The sequence below is a fragment of the Streptomyces sp. NPDC001415 genome, assembly GCF_053597395.1.
Genome location: NZ_JBSFIE010000017.1, coordinates 11,650 through 27,554, shown reverse-complemented (window position 1 = coordinate 27,554; position 15,905 = coordinate 11,650). Strand labels below are relative to the sequence as shown.

Annotated in this window: 13 protein-coding genes; 2 read left to right on the top strand and 11 right to left on the bottom strand. The window is 71.5% G+C overall.

Annotated features, from left to right (window positions below; translation table 11 throughout):
• Window positions 1–41: 41 nt before the first annotated feature.
• The 5 genes from ACWC2B_RS22650 to ACWC2B_RS22630 form a co-directional block, all read right to left on the bottom strand.
• Window positions 42–1,097: an aspartate-semialdehyde dehydrogenase gene (locus ACWC2B_RS22650; RefSeq protein WP_450719310.1), complete on the bottom strand. Its 1,056-nt coding sequence runs from the start codon at window positions 1,095–1,097 to the stop codon at window positions 42–44.
• Entirely contained in the window at window positions 1,094–2,374 is a 1,281-nt protein-coding gene (locus ACWC2B_RS22645; protein WP_450719308.1) for an aspartate kinase, read from the bottom strand. Before ACWC2B_RS22645 ends, ACWC2B_RS22650 begins: the two co-directional genes overlap by 4 nt.
• A gap of 336 nt (window positions 2,375–2,710) precedes the next feature.
• Window positions 2,711–3,370, bottom strand: a complete 660-nt coding sequence (locus ACWC2B_RS22640; protein ID WP_450719306.1) for a DUF5063 domain-containing protein — start codon at window positions 3,368–3,370, stop codon at window positions 2,711–2,713.
• A 32-nt stretch (window positions 3,371–3,402) separates the two neighbouring features.
• Entirely contained in the window at window positions 3,403–4,002 is a 600-nt protein-coding gene (recR, locus tag ACWC2B_RS22635) for a recombination mediator RecR (RefSeq protein ID WP_329464422.1), read from the bottom strand.
• Window positions 4,003–4,116: 114 nt separating this feature from the next.
• Entirely contained in the window at window positions 4,117–4,452 is a 336-nt protein-coding gene (locus tag ACWC2B_RS22630; RefSeq protein ID WP_114039697.1) for a YbaB/EbfC family nucleoid-associated protein, read from the bottom strand.
• Window positions 4,453–4,860: 408 nt separating this feature from the next.
• Here ACWC2B_RS22630 and ACWC2B_RS22625 point away from each other — a divergent pair, with 408 nt between their 5' ends.
• Window positions 4,861–5,604: an SLATT domain-containing protein gene (locus ACWC2B_RS22625; protein ID WP_450719303.1), complete on the top strand. Its 744-nt coding sequence runs from the start codon at window positions 4,861–4,863 to the stop codon at window positions 5,602–5,604.
• A gap of 66 nt (window positions 5,605–5,670) precedes the next feature.
• Here the strand turns inward: ACWC2B_RS22625 and ACWC2B_RS22620 are convergent, their stop codons facing one another.
• The 6 genes from ACWC2B_RS22620 to ACWC2B_RS22595 all read right to left on the bottom strand — a co-directional run bounded on the left by ACWC2B_RS22620 (window position 5,671) and on the right by ACWC2B_RS22595 (window position 13,264).
• Window positions 5,671–6,321, bottom strand: a complete 651-nt coding sequence (locus ACWC2B_RS22620; protein ID WP_450719301.1) for a hypothetical protein — start codon at window positions 6,319–6,321, stop codon at window positions 5,671–5,673.
• 214 nt (window positions 6,322–6,535) lie between these two features.
• Entirely contained in the window at window positions 6,536–8,959 is a 2,424-nt protein-coding gene (locus tag ACWC2B_RS22615; RefSeq protein ID WP_450719299.1) for a dolichyl-phosphate beta-glucosyltransferase, read from the bottom strand.
• Window positions 8,956–9,627 (bottom strand): GntR family transcriptional regulator, encoded by a 672-nt coding sequence (locus ACWC2B_RS22610; RefSeq protein ID WP_450719297.1) that lies wholly within the window; start codon window positions 9,625–9,627, stop codon window positions 8,956–8,958. The genes ACWC2B_RS22615 and ACWC2B_RS22610 overlap by 4 nt, the downstream gene beginning before the upstream one ends.
• Window positions 9,628–9,724: 97 nt before the next feature.
• The gene (locus tag ACWC2B_RS22605) at window positions 9,725–11,086 is read right to left on the bottom strand and encodes an aminotransferase class III-fold pyridoxal phosphate-dependent enzyme (protein ID WP_450719295.1); all 1,362 of its coding nucleotides are present in this window, start codon (window positions 11,084–11,086) and stop codon (window positions 9,725–9,727) included.
• Between the two features lie 91 nt (window positions 11,087–11,177).
• Window positions 11,178–11,885: a response regulator gene (locus tag ACWC2B_RS22600; RefSeq protein WP_450719293.1), complete on the bottom strand. Its 708-nt coding sequence runs from the start codon at window positions 11,883–11,885 to the stop codon at window positions 11,178–11,180.
• The gene (locus tag ACWC2B_RS22595; RefSeq protein ID WP_450719291.1) at window positions 11,882–13,264 is read right to left on the bottom strand and encodes a sensor histidine kinase; all 1,383 of its coding nucleotides are present in this window, start codon (window positions 13,262–13,264) and stop codon (window positions 11,882–11,884) included. The genes ACWC2B_RS22600 and ACWC2B_RS22595 overlap by 4 nt, the downstream gene beginning before the upstream one ends.
• A 394-nt stretch (window positions 13,265–13,658) precedes the next feature.
• Between ACWC2B_RS22595 and ACWC2B_RS22590 the strand changes: the two genes are divergently transcribed.
• The gene (locus tag ACWC2B_RS22590; protein WP_450719289.1) at window positions 13,659–15,869 is read left to right on the top strand and encodes an MMPL family transporter; all 2,211 of its coding nucleotides are present in this window, start codon (window positions 13,659–13,661) and stop codon (window positions 15,867–15,869) included.
• The last annotated feature ends 36 nt before the right edge of the window (window positions 15,870–15,905 follow it).

The window sequence follows — 15,905 nt, the reverse complement described above, 5'->3', positions numbered from 1 at the left end:
CTCACAGAGCGTTCACAGATCCTACAAATCGGTGGCCTTCATCATGCGGTGAATTCGCGGGCCGCCAGCTCCGCGATGTGCGCGACGTTCAGGGCCGTGCCCTTGCGGAGGTTGTCGCCGCAGACGAAAAGTTCCAGTACGTGCGGATCGTCCGGCGATCTTCGTACCCGGCCGACCCATGTGGGGTCGGTACCGACCACGTCCGCGGGCGTCGGGAACTCGCCGGCGGCCGGGTCGTCGAAGAGCACCACTCCCGGCGCGGTCGCCAGGATCTCGTGGGCCCGCGCCACGTCCACCTCGTTCTCGAAGCGGGCGTGCACCGACACCGAGTGCGTGGTGACGACCGGGACCCGCACACAGGTCGCGGCCACCGGAAGCCTCGGCAGGTCGAGCAGTTTGCGCAGTTCGTCCCGGAGGCCGAGTTCCTGCGAGGACCAGCCGTCCTCGGCCAGCTCCCCGGTCCACGGCACCACGTTCAGGGCGACCGGCGCCGAGAACGGCCCGAGCCCGTCGCCCACGGCCCGGCGCACATCGCCCGGACTCGTACCGAGGCCGGTCCCGGCCACCAGCGAGATCTGCCGGCGCAGCGCCTCGACCGCGGCCTGCCCCTCACCGCTGACCGCCTCGTACGTGGAGACGACCAGCTCGCTCAGGCCGAACTCGGCGTGCAGCGCGCCGACCGCCACGATCATGGCGAGGGTGGTGGCGTGCGGGCTCGCGACGATGCCGCGCGGACGCATCCGTACGGCATGGGGATTGAGCTCGGGGACCACGAGCGGGACGTCCGGGTCCATCCGGAAGGCGGCCGAACTGTCCACCACCACCGCGCCCTTGGCGGCCGCGACCGGTGCCCAGCGGGCGGCGATCTCGTCGGGCACCAGGAAGACGACGACGTCGGCCCCCTCCAGGGCCTCCTCGCTCAGCGCGAGGACCTCGCACTCCTCGCCCCGTACGAGCAGCTTGCCGCCGGCCGAGCGCGCGGACGCGACGAGCCGGACCTCGCCCCAGACATCGGCGTGCTGGGACAGGATCTGGAGCATCACCGAACCGGCGCCCCCGGTCGCTCCGACGACCGTGAGCGCCGGCCTGCGGGTCATCGCCCGGTGCCTCCGTAGACGACGGCCTCGTCGCTGTCGGAGTCGAGACCGAAGGCGGTGTGCACGGCGCGCACGGCCTCGTTCACGTCGTCGGCGCGGGTCACGACCGAGATGCGGATCTCGGACGTCGAGATCAGCTCGATGTTGACGCCCGCGTCGGACAGGGCCTCGAAGAAGCCCGCCGTGACGCCCGGGTTGGTCTTCATGCCGGCGCCGACGAGCGAGATCTTGGCGATCTGGTCGTCGTAGCGCAGCGACTCGAAGCCGATGGCCGGCTTGGACCGCTCCAGGGCGTCGATGGCCTTGCGGCCCTCGGCCTTGGGCAGCGTGAACGAGATGTCGGTGAGTCCCGTCGACGCGGCGGAGACGTTCTGCACCACCATGTCGATGTTGATCTCGGCGTCCGCGATCGTGCGGAAGATCGCCGCGGCCTCGCCCGGCTTGTCGGGCACTCCGACGACCGTGACCTTCGCCTCGGAGACGTCGTGGGCGACTCCGGAGATGATGGCGTGCTCCACCTGCTGGCCTTCCGACTGGGAACGTGGTTCGTTGCTGACCCAGGTGCCCTGAAGTCCGCTGAAGGACGACCGCACGTGGATCGGGATGTTGTAGCGGCGGGCGTACTCGACGCACCGGTGCAGGAGCACCTTGGAGCCGGACGCGGCCAGCTCCAGCATGTCCTCGAAGGAGATCCAGTCGATCTTCTTCGCCTTCTTCACGACGCGGGGGTCTGCGGTGAAGACGCCGTCGACGTCCGTGTAGATCTCACACACCTCGGCGTCGAGCGCGGCAGCGAGGGCGACCGCGGTGGTGTCGGACCCGCCGCGGCCGAGCGTGGTGATGTCCTTCGAGTCCTGGGACACGCCCTGGAACCCGGCGACGATCGCGACGTTGCCCTCGTCGAGCGCGGTACGGATCCGGCCCGGCGTGACATCGATGATCCGCGCTTTGTTGTGGACCGAGTCAGTGATGACACCGGCCTGGCTGCCCGTGAACGACTGGGCCTTGTGGCCCAGGTTTTTGATCGCCATGGCGAGCAGCGCCATGGAAATCCGCTCTCCGGCGGTCAGCAGCATGTCGAATTCCCGCCCGGCAGGCATCGGTGACACCTGCTCCGCGAGCTCGATCAACTCATCCGTCGTGTCGCCCATCGCGGAAACCACGACGACCACCTGGTGGCCGGTCTTCTTGGCTTCCACGATCCGCTTGGCGACGCGCTTGATGCCCTCGGCATCGGCAACGGAGGAGCCTCCGTACTTCTGCACGACAAGGCCCACGTGCGCTCCTCGCTCAGTTCATTACTGCGGTCGGCTCAGTCTAACGAGCGGGCCGGATTCGCCCGCGCCGTATCACTTCGTGAGATGTCCCGCTCACGAGTTGATCACCGGGCGTTCTCCGAACCGCTCGCGAGATCCGCCTGCCCCTTTCGCCCCGGGATACGCGTTGTGTGGGCGGGGTCACAGGGGCCCCGCCCACACTCCGCATCGAGCGCTGGCCCCACCCGCTGTGATGCCCTGGGTCACTGGCCCACGAACTCCCCCGCATGGAAGGCGAGTTGAGACCGGTCCGACCCCAACTCGCCTGCACGGGAAGCCACTTGACCCGAACAGTGCCTACTTCGTCTCGCGCAGACCCAGCGGGCCCGCGAGCTCCTCGACCATGACGCGGCCCGCCTCCTCCTCCAGGGCGTCCTCCGCCAGGTCCTCGTCGGTGTCGAGGCCGTCCAGCGCTTCGAGCGGCTGGTTGAGGCGGACGTGCGCGACGAGCGACTGCAGCGCGCGCAGCGCGGCGGAGGCCGTCGAGCCCCAGTTGGAGAAGTACGAGAACTGCCACCACCACAGGGCCTCGGTGGTGCGGCCCGCGCGGTAGTGGGCCAGGCCGTGGCGCAGGTCGGTGACGACGTCGGCGAGGTCGTCGGAGATCCGGCACGCCACCGGCGCCTTGCGCGGCTCGTACGGGTCGAAGACCTCGGAGTACACGTCGATGGGTTCGAGGAGGCGGGCGAAGCGCTCGCGCAGCTCGTCGACGTCGGCCTCCGGGCCCAGGTCCGGCTCGTACCGCTCGTCCGGGACGATGTCCTCGTGCGCGCCGAGCCGGCCGCCGGCGAGCAGCAGCTGGGAGACCTCCAGGAGGAGGAACGGCACGGCGCTGTCGGGCTCGTCGCCCTTGGCCACTTCCGTGACCGCGACGATGAAGGACTCGACCTGGTCGGCGATCTGGACCGCGAAGGAGTCCGGGTCCTGGTTGGTCGCGTGCAGCGTTGCGTCAGACATCGAGTTGACCTTCCTCGTACCCCTCGTGGGCGTCATACATCGAGCAGCCGCCTTCCTTCGAAGGCCCGGCCCAGGGTGACCTCGTCGGCGTATTCGAGGTCGCCGCCCACCGGCAGGCCGCTGGCGAGCCGGGTGACCTTGAGGCCCATGGGCTTGATCATGCGGGCGAGGTACGTCGCCGTGGCCTCGCCCTCCAGGTTCGGGTCGGTGGCCAGGATCAGTTCGGTGACCGTGCCGTCCGCGAGGCGGGCGAGCAGCTCGCGGATGCGCAGGTCGTCCGGGCCGACGCCCTCGATCGGGCTGATGGCGCCGCCGAGCACGTGGTAGCGGCCGCGGAATTCTCGGGTCCGCTCGATGGCCACCACGTCCTTGGGCTCCTCCACGACGCAGATGACCGTCTCGTCGCGGCGCGGATCGCGGCAGATGTTGCACCGCTCCTCCTGCGCCACGTTGCCGCACACCGCGCAGAACCGGACCTTGTCCTTGACTTCCAGGAGGGCGTGCGCGAGACGGCGCACGTCGGTCGGCTCGGCCTGCAGGATGTGGAAGGCGATCCGCTGCGCGCTCTTGGGACCGACGCCGGGCAGCCTGCCCAGTTCGTCGATGAGGTCCTGAACCACGCCTTCGTACAACGGAACGCCTCTCGTGGGTTGCTCTGACGCCTACGGTAGTTGCTGTGCGTCCGCCTCAGTAAGGGAGACGCACGGGTACGTCCGCGGGGGCGGGCGCACGCCGGTGGCCCGGTCCTAGAACGGCAGGCCCGGCATGCCGCCGAGGCCCTGCGCCAGCGGGCCCAGCTTCTGCTGCTGGAGCTGCTGCGCGTTCTCATTGGCGGCCTGCACGGCCGCGACGATGAGGTCCGCGAGGGTCTCGGTGTCCTCCGGGTCGACCGCCTTCGGGTCGATGGCCAGGGCGCGCAGCTCGCCCGAGCCGGTCACGGTCGCCTTGACGAGACCGCCGCCGGCCTGTCCTTCGACCTCGGTCGCCGCGAGCTCCTCCTGGGCAAGGGCGAGGTCCTGCTGCATCTTCTGGGCCTGCTGGAGAAGCTGCTGCATGTTGGGCTGGCCACCACCAGGGATCACGTTTCACTCCAGGTCTTGGTAAGGCGGTTCGGCGGAACGGTCCGACAGGACAGCGCGATGCCGCTGTCGCTTTCGGCACTCCGAGCCTACGTGGTCGACAGGCGCCCTGCTCCGCAACTCTTTCGAGTGATGCGGTGCGTGTTCCTATACCTGATCAAGGGACACTTCCGGGCGGAAATACCTGGATATCGCCCTGTGAGCCCTCCATTCGGCGGTAGGAATGGCGGTCGGGTGCGTCAGTACGCGTCAATACGCACGCGCGCACCGCACGCGGCTGCACAGCGTCACCGCCTTTACTACGTCCATACACGTCCAGCACACGTCCATACGTCCAGATACACGTCCAGGTGCCCGTACGTCACTCGATGTCACAGAGGGTCACAGCAGCAGTGCGGAGGGAGCGGCCGGGTGAGCCAGCCGGACATGCAGCCCGAGGGGCCCCCGGGCCAGGCCCGGCGGGACGAGGGCGCGCAGACGGGCGATCTGACCGGGAGGCCGTTCCCGCTCGGCGACTGGGGCGAGCCGGCCGAGCGCCTCGACGAGCTGTACCGCTGGGTCGAGGACGGCGCCCTGCGCACCGCGGACTGGTACCTCGCCGACCGGCTCTGGAAGCGCCGCGGCGCCCGCACCCTGCGCTGCGGCACGGCGAGCGGCGCGATCGCGGGGGCCGTGCTTCCGCTGCTCGATCTGACCGGCGCCCTGGAGGGCGCGGCGGGCTGGGGTTATCTGTGTCTGCTGCTCGGCGCGGCGTGCATGGCCTGTGACCGCTACTTCGGGCTCACCTCGGGCTGGATGAGGGACGTCGCCACCGCCCAGGCCGTACAGCGCAGGTTCCAGAGCCTCCAGTTCGACTGGGCATCGGAGAGCGTGCGGGAGGTGCTCGGGCCCACCGAGGGCACCGCCGGCGAGGCGGCCGAGCGCTGCCTTTCGCTGCTGCGCCGGTTCACCGAGGACGTCACCGAGCTGGTCCGCTCGGAGACGGCGGACTGGATGGTGGAGTTCCGCTCGGGGCCCGCGCCGCTCGTCATGCAGACCCTGAGCGCGGCGGCCCCGCGCACGGACGGGGCCCCGGGGCCCGGCCGCTTCCCCCTCCCCCCGGCCACCCGGCCGAACATGCCGCGCCAGCGTCCGCCGGAGGGGCCGCGTCAGTAGGCGAGGTGCTGGGGGCAGGGTCCGGGCCCCCAGGGCCTGTGTCTAAGCCGAAGGCGTTCGTCCTGCTCAGCTGAAGATGATCATCGAGCCCTGGGCGAGGCTGCGGGTCGCCGCCGCGTGCAGCCCGAGCCACACGTGCCGCTCGCGCGCGAAGGGGCTCTCGTCGTACGGGATGGGGCCGGCCGGCTCTTCCAGCGAGGTGGGCCGGTCCGGCGGGGCGGGTGCGGTCGGCGGGTTGGCCGGATCTATTCCGATCGCGGGCCCCACGAACTCCAGCTCCCGCAGCAGGCCTTGGGCGGAGCCGAGCGGTCCGCCGCCCGCGAGGAGCTCCTCGTTGGAGAGCGGCATCGCGAAGTCGACGGGGACGTAGGCCCCCGCGTGGTCGTAGTGCCACACCAGGTGCGACTGCTGGGCGGTCGCCTCGAACATCTCCAGGAGCTGCTCGTAGTCGCCGCCGAGTTCGTCGACGGGCGTGACCGCGAGGCCGCACAGCTGGAGGAGGTAGGCGCGGCGCAGGAAGTGCAGCGCGTCGTAGTCGAACCCCGCGACAGGCGCCACGTCACCGGACAGGCCGGGCATGTACGCGAAGACCGGTACGGGCGGCAGCCCGGCGTCGCCGAGCGCCTTGTCGTACGAGGCGATCTCCTCCGCGAACGGGTTGTCGGGGCTGTGGCACAGCACATCGACGAGGGGGACCAGCCACAGGTCACAGGCCAAGACGGGCTCGCTCTCAACTCGTTTCGTGCGATGGTCGGGACAGCGTAGTGCGCCGGGCACGCCGCGCGAAGAGTGCCCGTCAACTCCCGGTGCGGGGTGACCGGATCCCCCGCTGCCCCGGTCGGGTGGGTTTACCCACCAGCCCGGTTTACCCACCAGCCCGTCCGTTACTCGGATGCTCGGACGTGAGCGCGCGGCCCGGATGCGGAACGTGTCACCGGACCGATGACACGTCCCAGATCCACACCCCGCCCACCTTCGTGCCCTCGCGGCCGAGCAGCCGGGTCACCGTCTCGTACAGCTGGGGCTCCTGCGGCTGGGGCGCGAGGACCAGGACGCCCGCCCGCCAGTACGCGAGGTCCTCCCGGGCCTGGTTCTGCCAGTCCGTGCCGATGTCCGGGACGGGCTTGCCGGAGCGCACGTCGCCGAACAGGTTCGACGTCCAGCGCGGGGAGGCCCCGTAGATGCCGATGCGGTCCGGGCCCCAGGGGCCGTTGAAGTAGCCGCCGGGGACGGAGAAGCCGAGGCCCGTCGCCGACTGCCAGTGCAGGGCCTCCGCCGAGCCGGGGTCGGGCAGCGGCACCGGGACGAGCGACTCCCCCGGCTTCACGTACTTCTTCCACAGGCCCGACGCGATGAACTCGGGCACCTCGGGGCGCGCGTTGGTCGGGAACGACGTCGGGACGATCGGGAGCAGGGCGAGCGCGATCGCCGTGAAGCCGGCCACCTGCGTGGCCCGCACCCGGCTGCGCGCGAGGCGTCCCGCGGCAAGGGCGATCAGCGCGCCGAGCACCGGCGCGCAGATCATCGCGACCCGGCCCTCGATCACCGACTCGAAGAGCGGCTGGTGGGCGAGCAGCTTCCAGGGGCCGGGGAACACCACGTCCGTGTACGGGATGCGGATCTTCTGCCCGAGCGAGAGGACCGCGGCCGCCACCCCCGTGAACGCCAGCGCCTTGACCTCGGGCCGCCGCCACAGCCGTACGACGAGCGCGAAGGCGAGGGCCACCAGGGGCCAGCCGTAGAACGCGTTCTGCTCGGTGCGGTTGAGGGCCAGCTTGTCGGCGGTCACGTCGTCGCCCATCAGGGAGCGCCCCGCGAACTCGATCAGCGCCAGCGGAGAATTGCCCGCGTTGTCGCCGTGCAGCACGCTGTGATAGCTCTGCGCCCCGGCGAACTGCCGGTACAGCGGGTACGCGATGAGCACCAGGCAGACCCCGAGCGCGTACCCGAGCCCCTTGGCCAGCGGCCGCACCGCCGCACGCGCGACATCGCGGCGGGCCAGGGCGTACGACAGCGCGAACAGCGCCATGCCCAGCGAGGCGAGCAGCAGCACCTCCTCGCCGAGGAAGATCTGGTACGTCGTGAACAGGCCCAGGATGACCCCGTCGCAGCGCACGTTCCGGCCCTCGCACAGGCGCAGCGCGCGGTCGATGATCAGCGGGATCATGAACAGGACGCAGAAGTTCGGGTGCGCGTTGGCGTGCGAGATCATCGGCGGCGCGAAGGCCGCGAGCGCCCCGCCGAGCCCGGCCGCCCAGCGGTTCTCGGTCACCCGGCGGGCGAAGAGCCAGTACCAGGCGTACGCGGTCGCGGATATCCCCAGGGTGAGGATGAGCGCCCAGGTGACGGTCGGCCCGAGCGCGAGGGTGACCGGGGTGAACGGCACGGAGAGACCCAGCATCGGGGTGTTGCCCATGAGGTTCACGCCGTCGGGGAAGTTCTGGACGGTCGTGAACAGGGGGTCTCGCAGGTGGGTCACGTTGTCCGCGGTGACCGCGAAGAACCACTCCCACTGGTTCTGGTCCTGCATCGAGTCGGTGAGATAGCTCCGCCCGAGGCCGCCCCACAGGTTCTTGTAGAGCAGTACGGAGGAGAGCAGGTACAGGGCGCCGAGCGCCAGGTCGACGCGGCGGACCGCGCGTGCCTTGAGGCGGGCCAGCTCCCACAGGACCTTGCCGTAGTCGGCGGCCCCCACCTTCGAGCCGTCCTGGTGCGACCAGCGCACCGGCACCTCGGAGACCGCCCAGCCCTTGCGGCGGAAGAACTGGAGGATCTCGACGTCTATGCCCCAGCCGTCCAGGCGGGCGTCGGCGAACGCGGCGCGCGCCTTCTCGCCGTCGAACAGCTTGAAGCCGCACTGGGTGTCGCGGATGCCGGGGACGGCGACGGCCCGGATGAGCCGGTTGCCCATCCGGCCGAGCACCTCGCGCAGCCGGCTCTGGTGGACCTCGATGCGGGCCTCGGGGTGGGCGCGCGAGCCGATCGCGGCGGCCGTCTCACCCTCGGTCATCGCTTTGGCGAGGTGGTCCAACTCCTCGATGGGGGTGGCCAGATCGGCGTCCGTGATCAGGACGCGGCGCCCGTAGGAGGCGAGCACCCCGAGCCGCAGGGCGTGGCCCTTGCCGCGGTTGGTCTCGCTGACGACGACGTTGACGCGGGGGTCGGCGGCGGCCGCCTCGCGGGCCACCCGCACGGTCTCGTCCGCGGAGCCGTCGTCGACGACTATGAGTTCCCAGCTGCAGTTGTCGCCGAGGTGGCCGCGGATCGCGTCCAGGGTGGGCGCGAGGCGCTGCTCCTCGTTGTACGCGGGGACGACAACGCTCAGTTCGACCTGCCCGGTCGCTTCGGTGATCACCGGGGGAGCCGCTCCGCCCACATCAGGGATTCGTCGTTGTAGGCGGCGATCAGCAGCCGCGCCGCTTCGAAGTCGCCTCGGCCGAGCGCGGCGACGACCTCGCCGTGGCCTGTCCACAGCCAGTCGCTGAGGTCGCAGTGGGAGCGCAGGTACGGGACCGCGAACACCCAGCTCTGCATGCGCAGGCGGTGCAGGAAGTCGGAGATGTAGGTGTTCCCGGCGAGCGCGCACAGCTCCCGCCAGAACCGCAGGTCGTAGCCGACCAGGATGTTCAGGTCGCCGCCGCGCGCGGCCCGCGCCGCCTCCTCGCCCCGGCGTCGTACCGAGACGAGGGCCGGCCCGTACGCCTCAAGGGAGCCGGGGACCGCGGCTCGCCGGAATATCCCGTCGACCACCAGGGCCCGCGCCTCGACGATGCCCTTGTAGTCCTCGACCGAGAAGACGCGCACCCGGAAGCCGCGGTGCTGGTCGGAGTCGAGCAGGCCCTGCGCGCAGAGGTCGACGAGCGCCTCGCGCACGGGTGTGGCGGAGACGCCGTACTGCTCGGCAATCTGTTTGACGGTGAACTCCTCGCCGGGCTGCATACGCCCCGCGAGCACTTCGTCACGGAGCGCGTCCGCGATCTGTTGTCGAAGGGTGCTGCGGGTGACCGCTCCGCTAGCGGGCATGACTCGCTCCCCTCCTCCGGCTTCGGGCCACCCTATGGGGTGCCCGGAAACCGGACAAAGGAGAGCGGGTTTTTGCCCCCGGATCGGGACACAAGCGTCACACGGTGTGCTGGTCCGCGACCGTCAGCGCCTCGTCGAGCACGGCGAGTCCTTCCTTCGCCTCCGCCTCGGTGATGTTGCAGGGCGGCACGACGTGGGTGCGGTTCATGTTGATGAACGGCCAGAGCCCGTTCTTCTTGCACGCGGCGCCGAACGCGGCCATCGGCGCGTTGTCCGCACCGCTCGCGTTGTACGGCACGAGCGGCTCGCGGGTCTCCTTGCTGCGCACGAGTTCCAGGGCCCAGAACGCGCCCATGCCGCGCACCTCGCCGACCGAGGGGTGCCGCTCGGCGATCTCGCGCAGCCCGGGCTCCAGGACGGTCTGCCCGAGGTGGGCGGCCTGCTCGACGACACGCTCCTCCTCCATCACGTTGATGGTGGCGACGGCCGCGGCGCAGGCCAGCGGGTGCCCGGAGTAGGTGAGCCCGCCGGGGAAGGGCCGGTGCTCGAAGGTCTCGGCGATCTTCTGGCTGATGGCGACGCCGCCGAGCGGCACGTACCCGGAGTTGACGCCCTTCGCGAAGGTCATGAGGTCCGGCACGACGTCGAAGTGCTCGGAGGCGAACCACTTGCCGGTCCGGCCGAACCCGGCCATGACCTCGTCCAGGACGAGCACGATCCCGTACCTGTCGCAGAGCTCGCGCACGCCGGGCAGGTAGCCGGGCGGCGGCGTCATGATGCCGGCCGTACCGGGCACCGACTCCAGAATGATCGCGGCGATCGTCGCCGGGCCCTCGAAGGCGATGGTCTCCTCAAGGTGCTTCAGGGCCCGCGCGCACTCCTCCGCCTCGGTGGTGGCGTGGAAGGGCGAGCGGTACAGGAACGGCGCCCAGAACCGGGTGACACCGGCCGAGCCGCTGTCGGAGGCCCAGCGGCGCGGGTCGCCGGTGAGGTTGATCGCCGTGTTCGTACCGCCGTGGTACGAGCGGTAGGCGCTCATCACCTTGTGGCGGCCGGTGTGCAGGCGGGCCATGCGGACCGCGTTCTCGACGGCCTCCGCACCACCATTGGTGAAGAAGATCTTGTCGAGGTCCCCGGGGGTGCGCTCGGCGATCAGCCGGGCCGCCTCCGAGCGCGCCTCCACGGCGAACGCGGGCGCGAAGGTCGTCATCTTCGCGGCCTGCTCCTGGATCGCGGCGACGACCTTCGGGTGCTGGTACCCGATGTTGGTGAAGACGAGCCCGCTGGTGAAGTCGAGGTAGCGGTTGCCGTCGTAGTCCCAGAAGTAGGACCCCTCAGCGCCGGCCACGGCGAGCGGGTCGATCAGGCCCTGGGCGGACCAGGAGTGGAACACGTGCGCACGGTCGGCGGCCTTCACTGCCGCGCCGGCCTGAGGATCGGGGATGCCTTGAGGGGTCATGCTTCCAGGGTAAGGACGCGCAGGTGGGGGCGGCCATGACCATCTTGTACACCGAGACCCGCCGGGCTCGGCAAGGTGTCGGGCCCCCGCGTCACTCGGGCCGCTCCCCGGCCGCCGCGCGGGCGGTGACGAGCCCCGACTCGTAGGCCGCGATGACCGCCTGGGCGCGGTCGCGGACGGCGAGCTTGTCGAAGATGCTGGTGATGTAGTTCTTGACCGTGGACAGGCTGAGGTCCAGGGCGCGGGCGATCTCGGTGTTGTCGAGGCCGGTGGCCATCAGGCGCCACACCTCGACCTCGCGGGGCGTGAGCTCACCGAGCCCTGTCGGAGCGGGCCGCGTGTCGCGGGGCGACCGTACGTAGGTGGAGATCAGCCGGGTGAGCAGGCGCGGCGCGACGGCGGCCTCGCCCGCGTGGACGGTACGGATCGCCGCGCTGAGGTCCTCCGGGGAGCTGTCCTTGGGCAGAAACCCGTAGGCCCCGGCACGCAGCGCGCCCACCACGTACTCGTCCATGTCGAACGTACTCAGCGCGAGGACCCGGCAGGTGGGCACGGCGGCGGCGAGTTCCGCGGTGGCGGCGACCCCGTCGAGGACGGGCATGCGGATGTCCATCACCACGACGTCCGGGCGCAGTCGGCGGGCCAGGTCGACGGCCCGCGCACCGTCCTCGGCCTCCCCCACCACCTCGAAGGACGGGTCGGGGGACAGGATCAGCGACAGTCCGCGCCGCACGAGCGGCTGGTCGTCGGCGATCAGCACCCTGATGGGGGTCTCGGCCTTGAAGGGGCTCTCGGTCACGGGCGTACGCCTTTCGTTTCCATGTCGTCCGCGGTGAGGGGCTCGTCCGCAGTCAGGGCCTCGTCGGTGGTGAGGGGCTCGCGCATGCCGGCGGCCCCGTCCGTGGGGAGGGGCAGCTCGGCGAGGACGGCGAAACCGCCGTCGGGCCGCGGCCCCGCGGTGAAGGTGCCCCCGTGGAGGGCGACGCGCTCGCGCATGCCGATGAGCCCGTACCCGCCGGGGCCGGCGTCCTGCGGCGGCGCGCCCCCGCCATCGTCCAACACCTCGATGACCAGGGATGTTTGACGGTATGTCAGCCGTACCGTGGCCCGAGCGTTCCCGGCGTACTTACGGGCGTTGGTGAGGGCCTCCTGGGTGATCCGGAAGACCGTGAGGCCGACGGTGGGCGGCAGCGGGCGGGGCGGCCCGTGGACGCTGAGCTCGGTGGGCAGTCCGGCGAGTCGGGACTCGGCGACCAGGCGGTCGAGGTCATCGGCGCCGGGTTGGGGCTGGGACGGCGCGGACTCGGGTTCGTCGTCGGCCCGCAGCACGTCGAGGAGCTGGCGCATCTCGCTGAGCGCGAGCCGCCCGGAGGCCTCCAGGGTGACGAGGGCGTCCCGGGCCACCTCGGGCCGGGCGAGGTTGGCCCGGGCGCCGCCGGCCATGAGCTGCATGGTGGTGATGTGGTGGGCCACGATGTCGTGCAACTCCCGTGCGATGCGGCGGCGTTCGTCGGCCACGGCACGGTCGGCGAGGAGTTGGCGGTTGGCCGCGACCTCGCGCTGCCAGCGTCCGACGACCAGGGCGGCGCCGACGACGATCAGCGGGGACAGGGTCGCGGAGACGGCCTCCTGCCAGGGCGGAAGGCGGCCGCCGCTCTGGCTGAGCAGCGTCGCCGCCGCCGTCACGGCGGTCGCGACCGCCGTCACCCGGCCGCGGCGGACCCGGGCGACCGAGTACAGCGCGACCATCAGGACGGCACCGAAGTGGCTGCCCAGCGGCAGGGCGAGGGAGGCCGCGGAGTCGAGGGCAAGGGCGACGGCGAGGGCGGCCACGGGGTGGGTGCGCCGAGCGAGCAGCGGCACGGCGGCCAGCGCGACGAGAAGGAACCCGGCCACGCTGACGCTGCGCCGGCCGTCGGGGTCGTTGACGAAGACGTAGCTGAGGAGGTTGATGGCGCAGGACGCCCCGGCCACGAGGGCGTCGTTGCGGGTCCAGGGGGGTTGGGGGGTGTGGGGCGGCTCGGCGTTGTTGGAGGCGTGGGGGCCCTCGGAGGCATAAGGGTCGCCGGGGCGCGGCAGGGGCTGGGTGCCGCCCGGCCCGACGTGCGGCGGCTCCCCCGCGCCGCCCGGCCCGCTGTACGGCGGCTCCGGGCTCTCGCCGGACCCGACGCGTGGCACCTCTCGCGCCTCCCCGGGCCCGGACCCGACGCCCGGCGGCTCCCCCGCACCGCTGGGTCTTACGTCTCGGTTTCTGGGCATGCCCGTTCTCCCCTGTGTCCGGCCGGCCTCCTGTCCCCCGCAAGCAGCGTGTCACGCCCCCCGCGTCCGCAGCACCCACAGCCGGACCGAGACCCGGACCAGGACCAGGGTCCTGGTCGCCACCTCGGGCGGGACCCAGGGCCCCCGTCCGGATCCTCCGTAGCCAGGACGCCGACCCGGCCCTCCCCCTGATGGTCTGGACAGCGGCCGGGAGCACCCGGCGGACGTCCGCGATTTCAAGTCCGCCGCCGCTTCGAGTCCGCCCGCCATTTCAAGTCGCCCGCTGCTTCAAGCCCGTCCGCCGGAGGACCTCGTGATCCGCGCCCTGACCGGATACTCCACCAAACACCCCTGGAAGGTCATCGCCCTCTGGGCCGTCCTCGGGCTCGCCCTGACCGCCCTTGCCCCGACCCTGTTCGCCCGGGTCACCCAGAACCAGACCGGCAACTTCCTGCCCCGCAGCTACGATTCCGCCGCCGCTCTGCGCATAGCCGAGGAGCGGTTCGGGGTGGACCCGGATGCGACCACCGTGACGGTCCTTGTCGGGCGGGCCGACGGCAAGGCCCTCGGCGCCGCCGACCACCAGCGCGTCGAGGCCGAGGCGGCCAAGCTCGGCGGGCGGCGGGTCGTCATGCCCAGGGAGGACGACGGGCCGGAGTTCCTGATCCCGGACCGATCGCAGACCCCCCGCATCGCCCCGGCGATGACCGCGCCCGACCGGAGCTTCGAGCTGCTCTCCGTGGAGCTGACCGGAAATCCCTCGGACACCGGGGTGCAGGGCGTCTACCGGGCCTTCCGGGACGCCGCCCGGACGCAGTTCGGCGAGGCGGGGATGCGTACGGGCTTCACCGGTGCGCTCGCCGACACCGTCGACACCACCGATGCCAACAAGACCGCCACGACCATCGGGGGCGCCCTCCTGATGGGGCTCATCGTCCTGCTGAACGTGCTGGTGTTCCGCAGCGTGCTGGCGGCCGTCCTGCCGCTGCTCGCGGTCGCGATCATCGGCGGGGCGGCGGCCGGAGCCGTCGCGCTGGTCGCGATGCTCACCGGGCTCGAACTCGACGCGGGCACCCCGGGCCTGATCAACGTCGTGCTGCTGGGCATCGGCATCGACTATCTGCTGTTCCTCCTGTTCCGCTTCCGCGAGCAACTCCGTTCCAGGCCCGAGCAGTTGGCGCGCGAGGCGGCCGGTGAGGTCTGCGCCCGGGTGGGCACCGCGATCACCTCGGCGGCGCTGACCATCGTGGCCGCGTTCGCCACCCTCGGCGTCGCGACCTTCGGGCAGTTCCGCTCGCTGGGCCCGGCGATCGCGGTCGCGGTCCTGGTGATGCTGTTCGGCAGCCTCACCCTGCTTCCGGCGCTGCTCGCGGCCGCCGGGCGCAAGATGTTCTGGCCGTCCCGGGCGCTGCGCCACGAGCCGCGCGAGGGCCGGGCCGCCCGCCTGGGCGCGCTGGTCACGCGGCGGCCGCTGCTGATGCTGGCCGCATCCGTCGCCCTGCTCGGCGCGCTGGCCGCCGGACTGATCGGCATCCGCATGGACTACGGCCAGGGCGGCTCGGGCGACAAAACCCCGGCCGCGGCCACCGCCGCCGAGATCTCCCGCGCGCTGCCGGCCGGGGTGTCCGACCCGACCAGCGTGTACGTCACCGCGAACGACGGCGGCCCCCTCACCGTCACCCGGCTCGACGGCCTCTCCCATGCGCTGACCCAGGTCAAGGGCGTGGGCCAGGTCGCGCCGACCGTACTGAACAAGGACCACCGAGCCGCCCGCATCGACCTCTACCCGACCGCGGATCCGCAGAGCGAGCAGGCCCGGGACCTGGCCTCCGGGCCGATCAGGGACGCGGTGGCCCGGCACACGCCCGCCGGGACGACGGCCCACGTCGGCGGAACGCCCGCGATCATCGCCGACATCTCGACCGCCGTCGACCACGACCTCAGGATCGTCTTCCCGGTCGCGGCCGCGCTGATCGGGCTGATCCTGCTGCTGCTCCTGCGCAGCCTGCTGGCCCCGGTGATCCTGATGATCTCCGTGGGGCTCGGCTTCGCCGCCACCCTCGGCGCCGCGACCCTGCTGTTCCAGCACGGCCTCGGCAAACCGGGCGTGAGCTTCACACTCCCCCTGGTCCTCTTCCTGTTCGTCGTGGCGCTGGGCACGGACTACAACATCCTGATCACCGACCGGATCCGGGAGGAGATGCGCCACCCGGGCCCGGCCCGCGCGGCCGTCGCCCGCGCCGTACGGCACACGGCACCGGCCATCGCGACGGCCGGCCTGGTGCTCGCCGCCTCGTTCGCGAGCCTGGCCACGACCCCGGGCAGCGAGCAGGTCGCCTTCGCGATGGCGCTGGGCATCATGCTCTCCGCGCTCGTCCTGTCGCTGGTACTGGTCCCGGCCCTCGCCGCGCTCCTGGGCCGAGCCATCTGGTGGCCGGTCCGGCCAGTCCCGCAGGGTTTTAAGGGGCGCGGGGAACTGCGCGCCCAGCCACCAACAACCCGCACCCAACAACGAACCCATTAAGGAGCGCGAGGAACTACGCAAACCCACCCCCCACCC

Coding starts and splice junctions, on each gene's coding strand:
- ACWC2B_RS22610 (WP_450719297.1), bottom strand. CDS start 9,627: ATGCCCGCTAGCGGAGCGGTCACCCGCAGCACCCTTCGACAACAGATC.
- ACWC2B_RS22640 (WP_450719306.1), bottom strand. CDS start 3,370: ATGTCTGACGCAACGCTGCACGCGACCAACCAGGACCCGGACTCCTTC.
- ACWC2B_RS22650 (WP_450719310.1), bottom strand. CDS start 1,097: ATGACCCGCAGGCCGGCGCTCACGGTCGTCGGAGCGACCGGGGGCGCC.
- ACWC2B_RS22605 (WP_450719295.1), bottom strand. CDS start 11,086: ATGACCCCTCAAGGCATCCCCGATCCTCAGGCCGGCGCGGCAGTGAAG.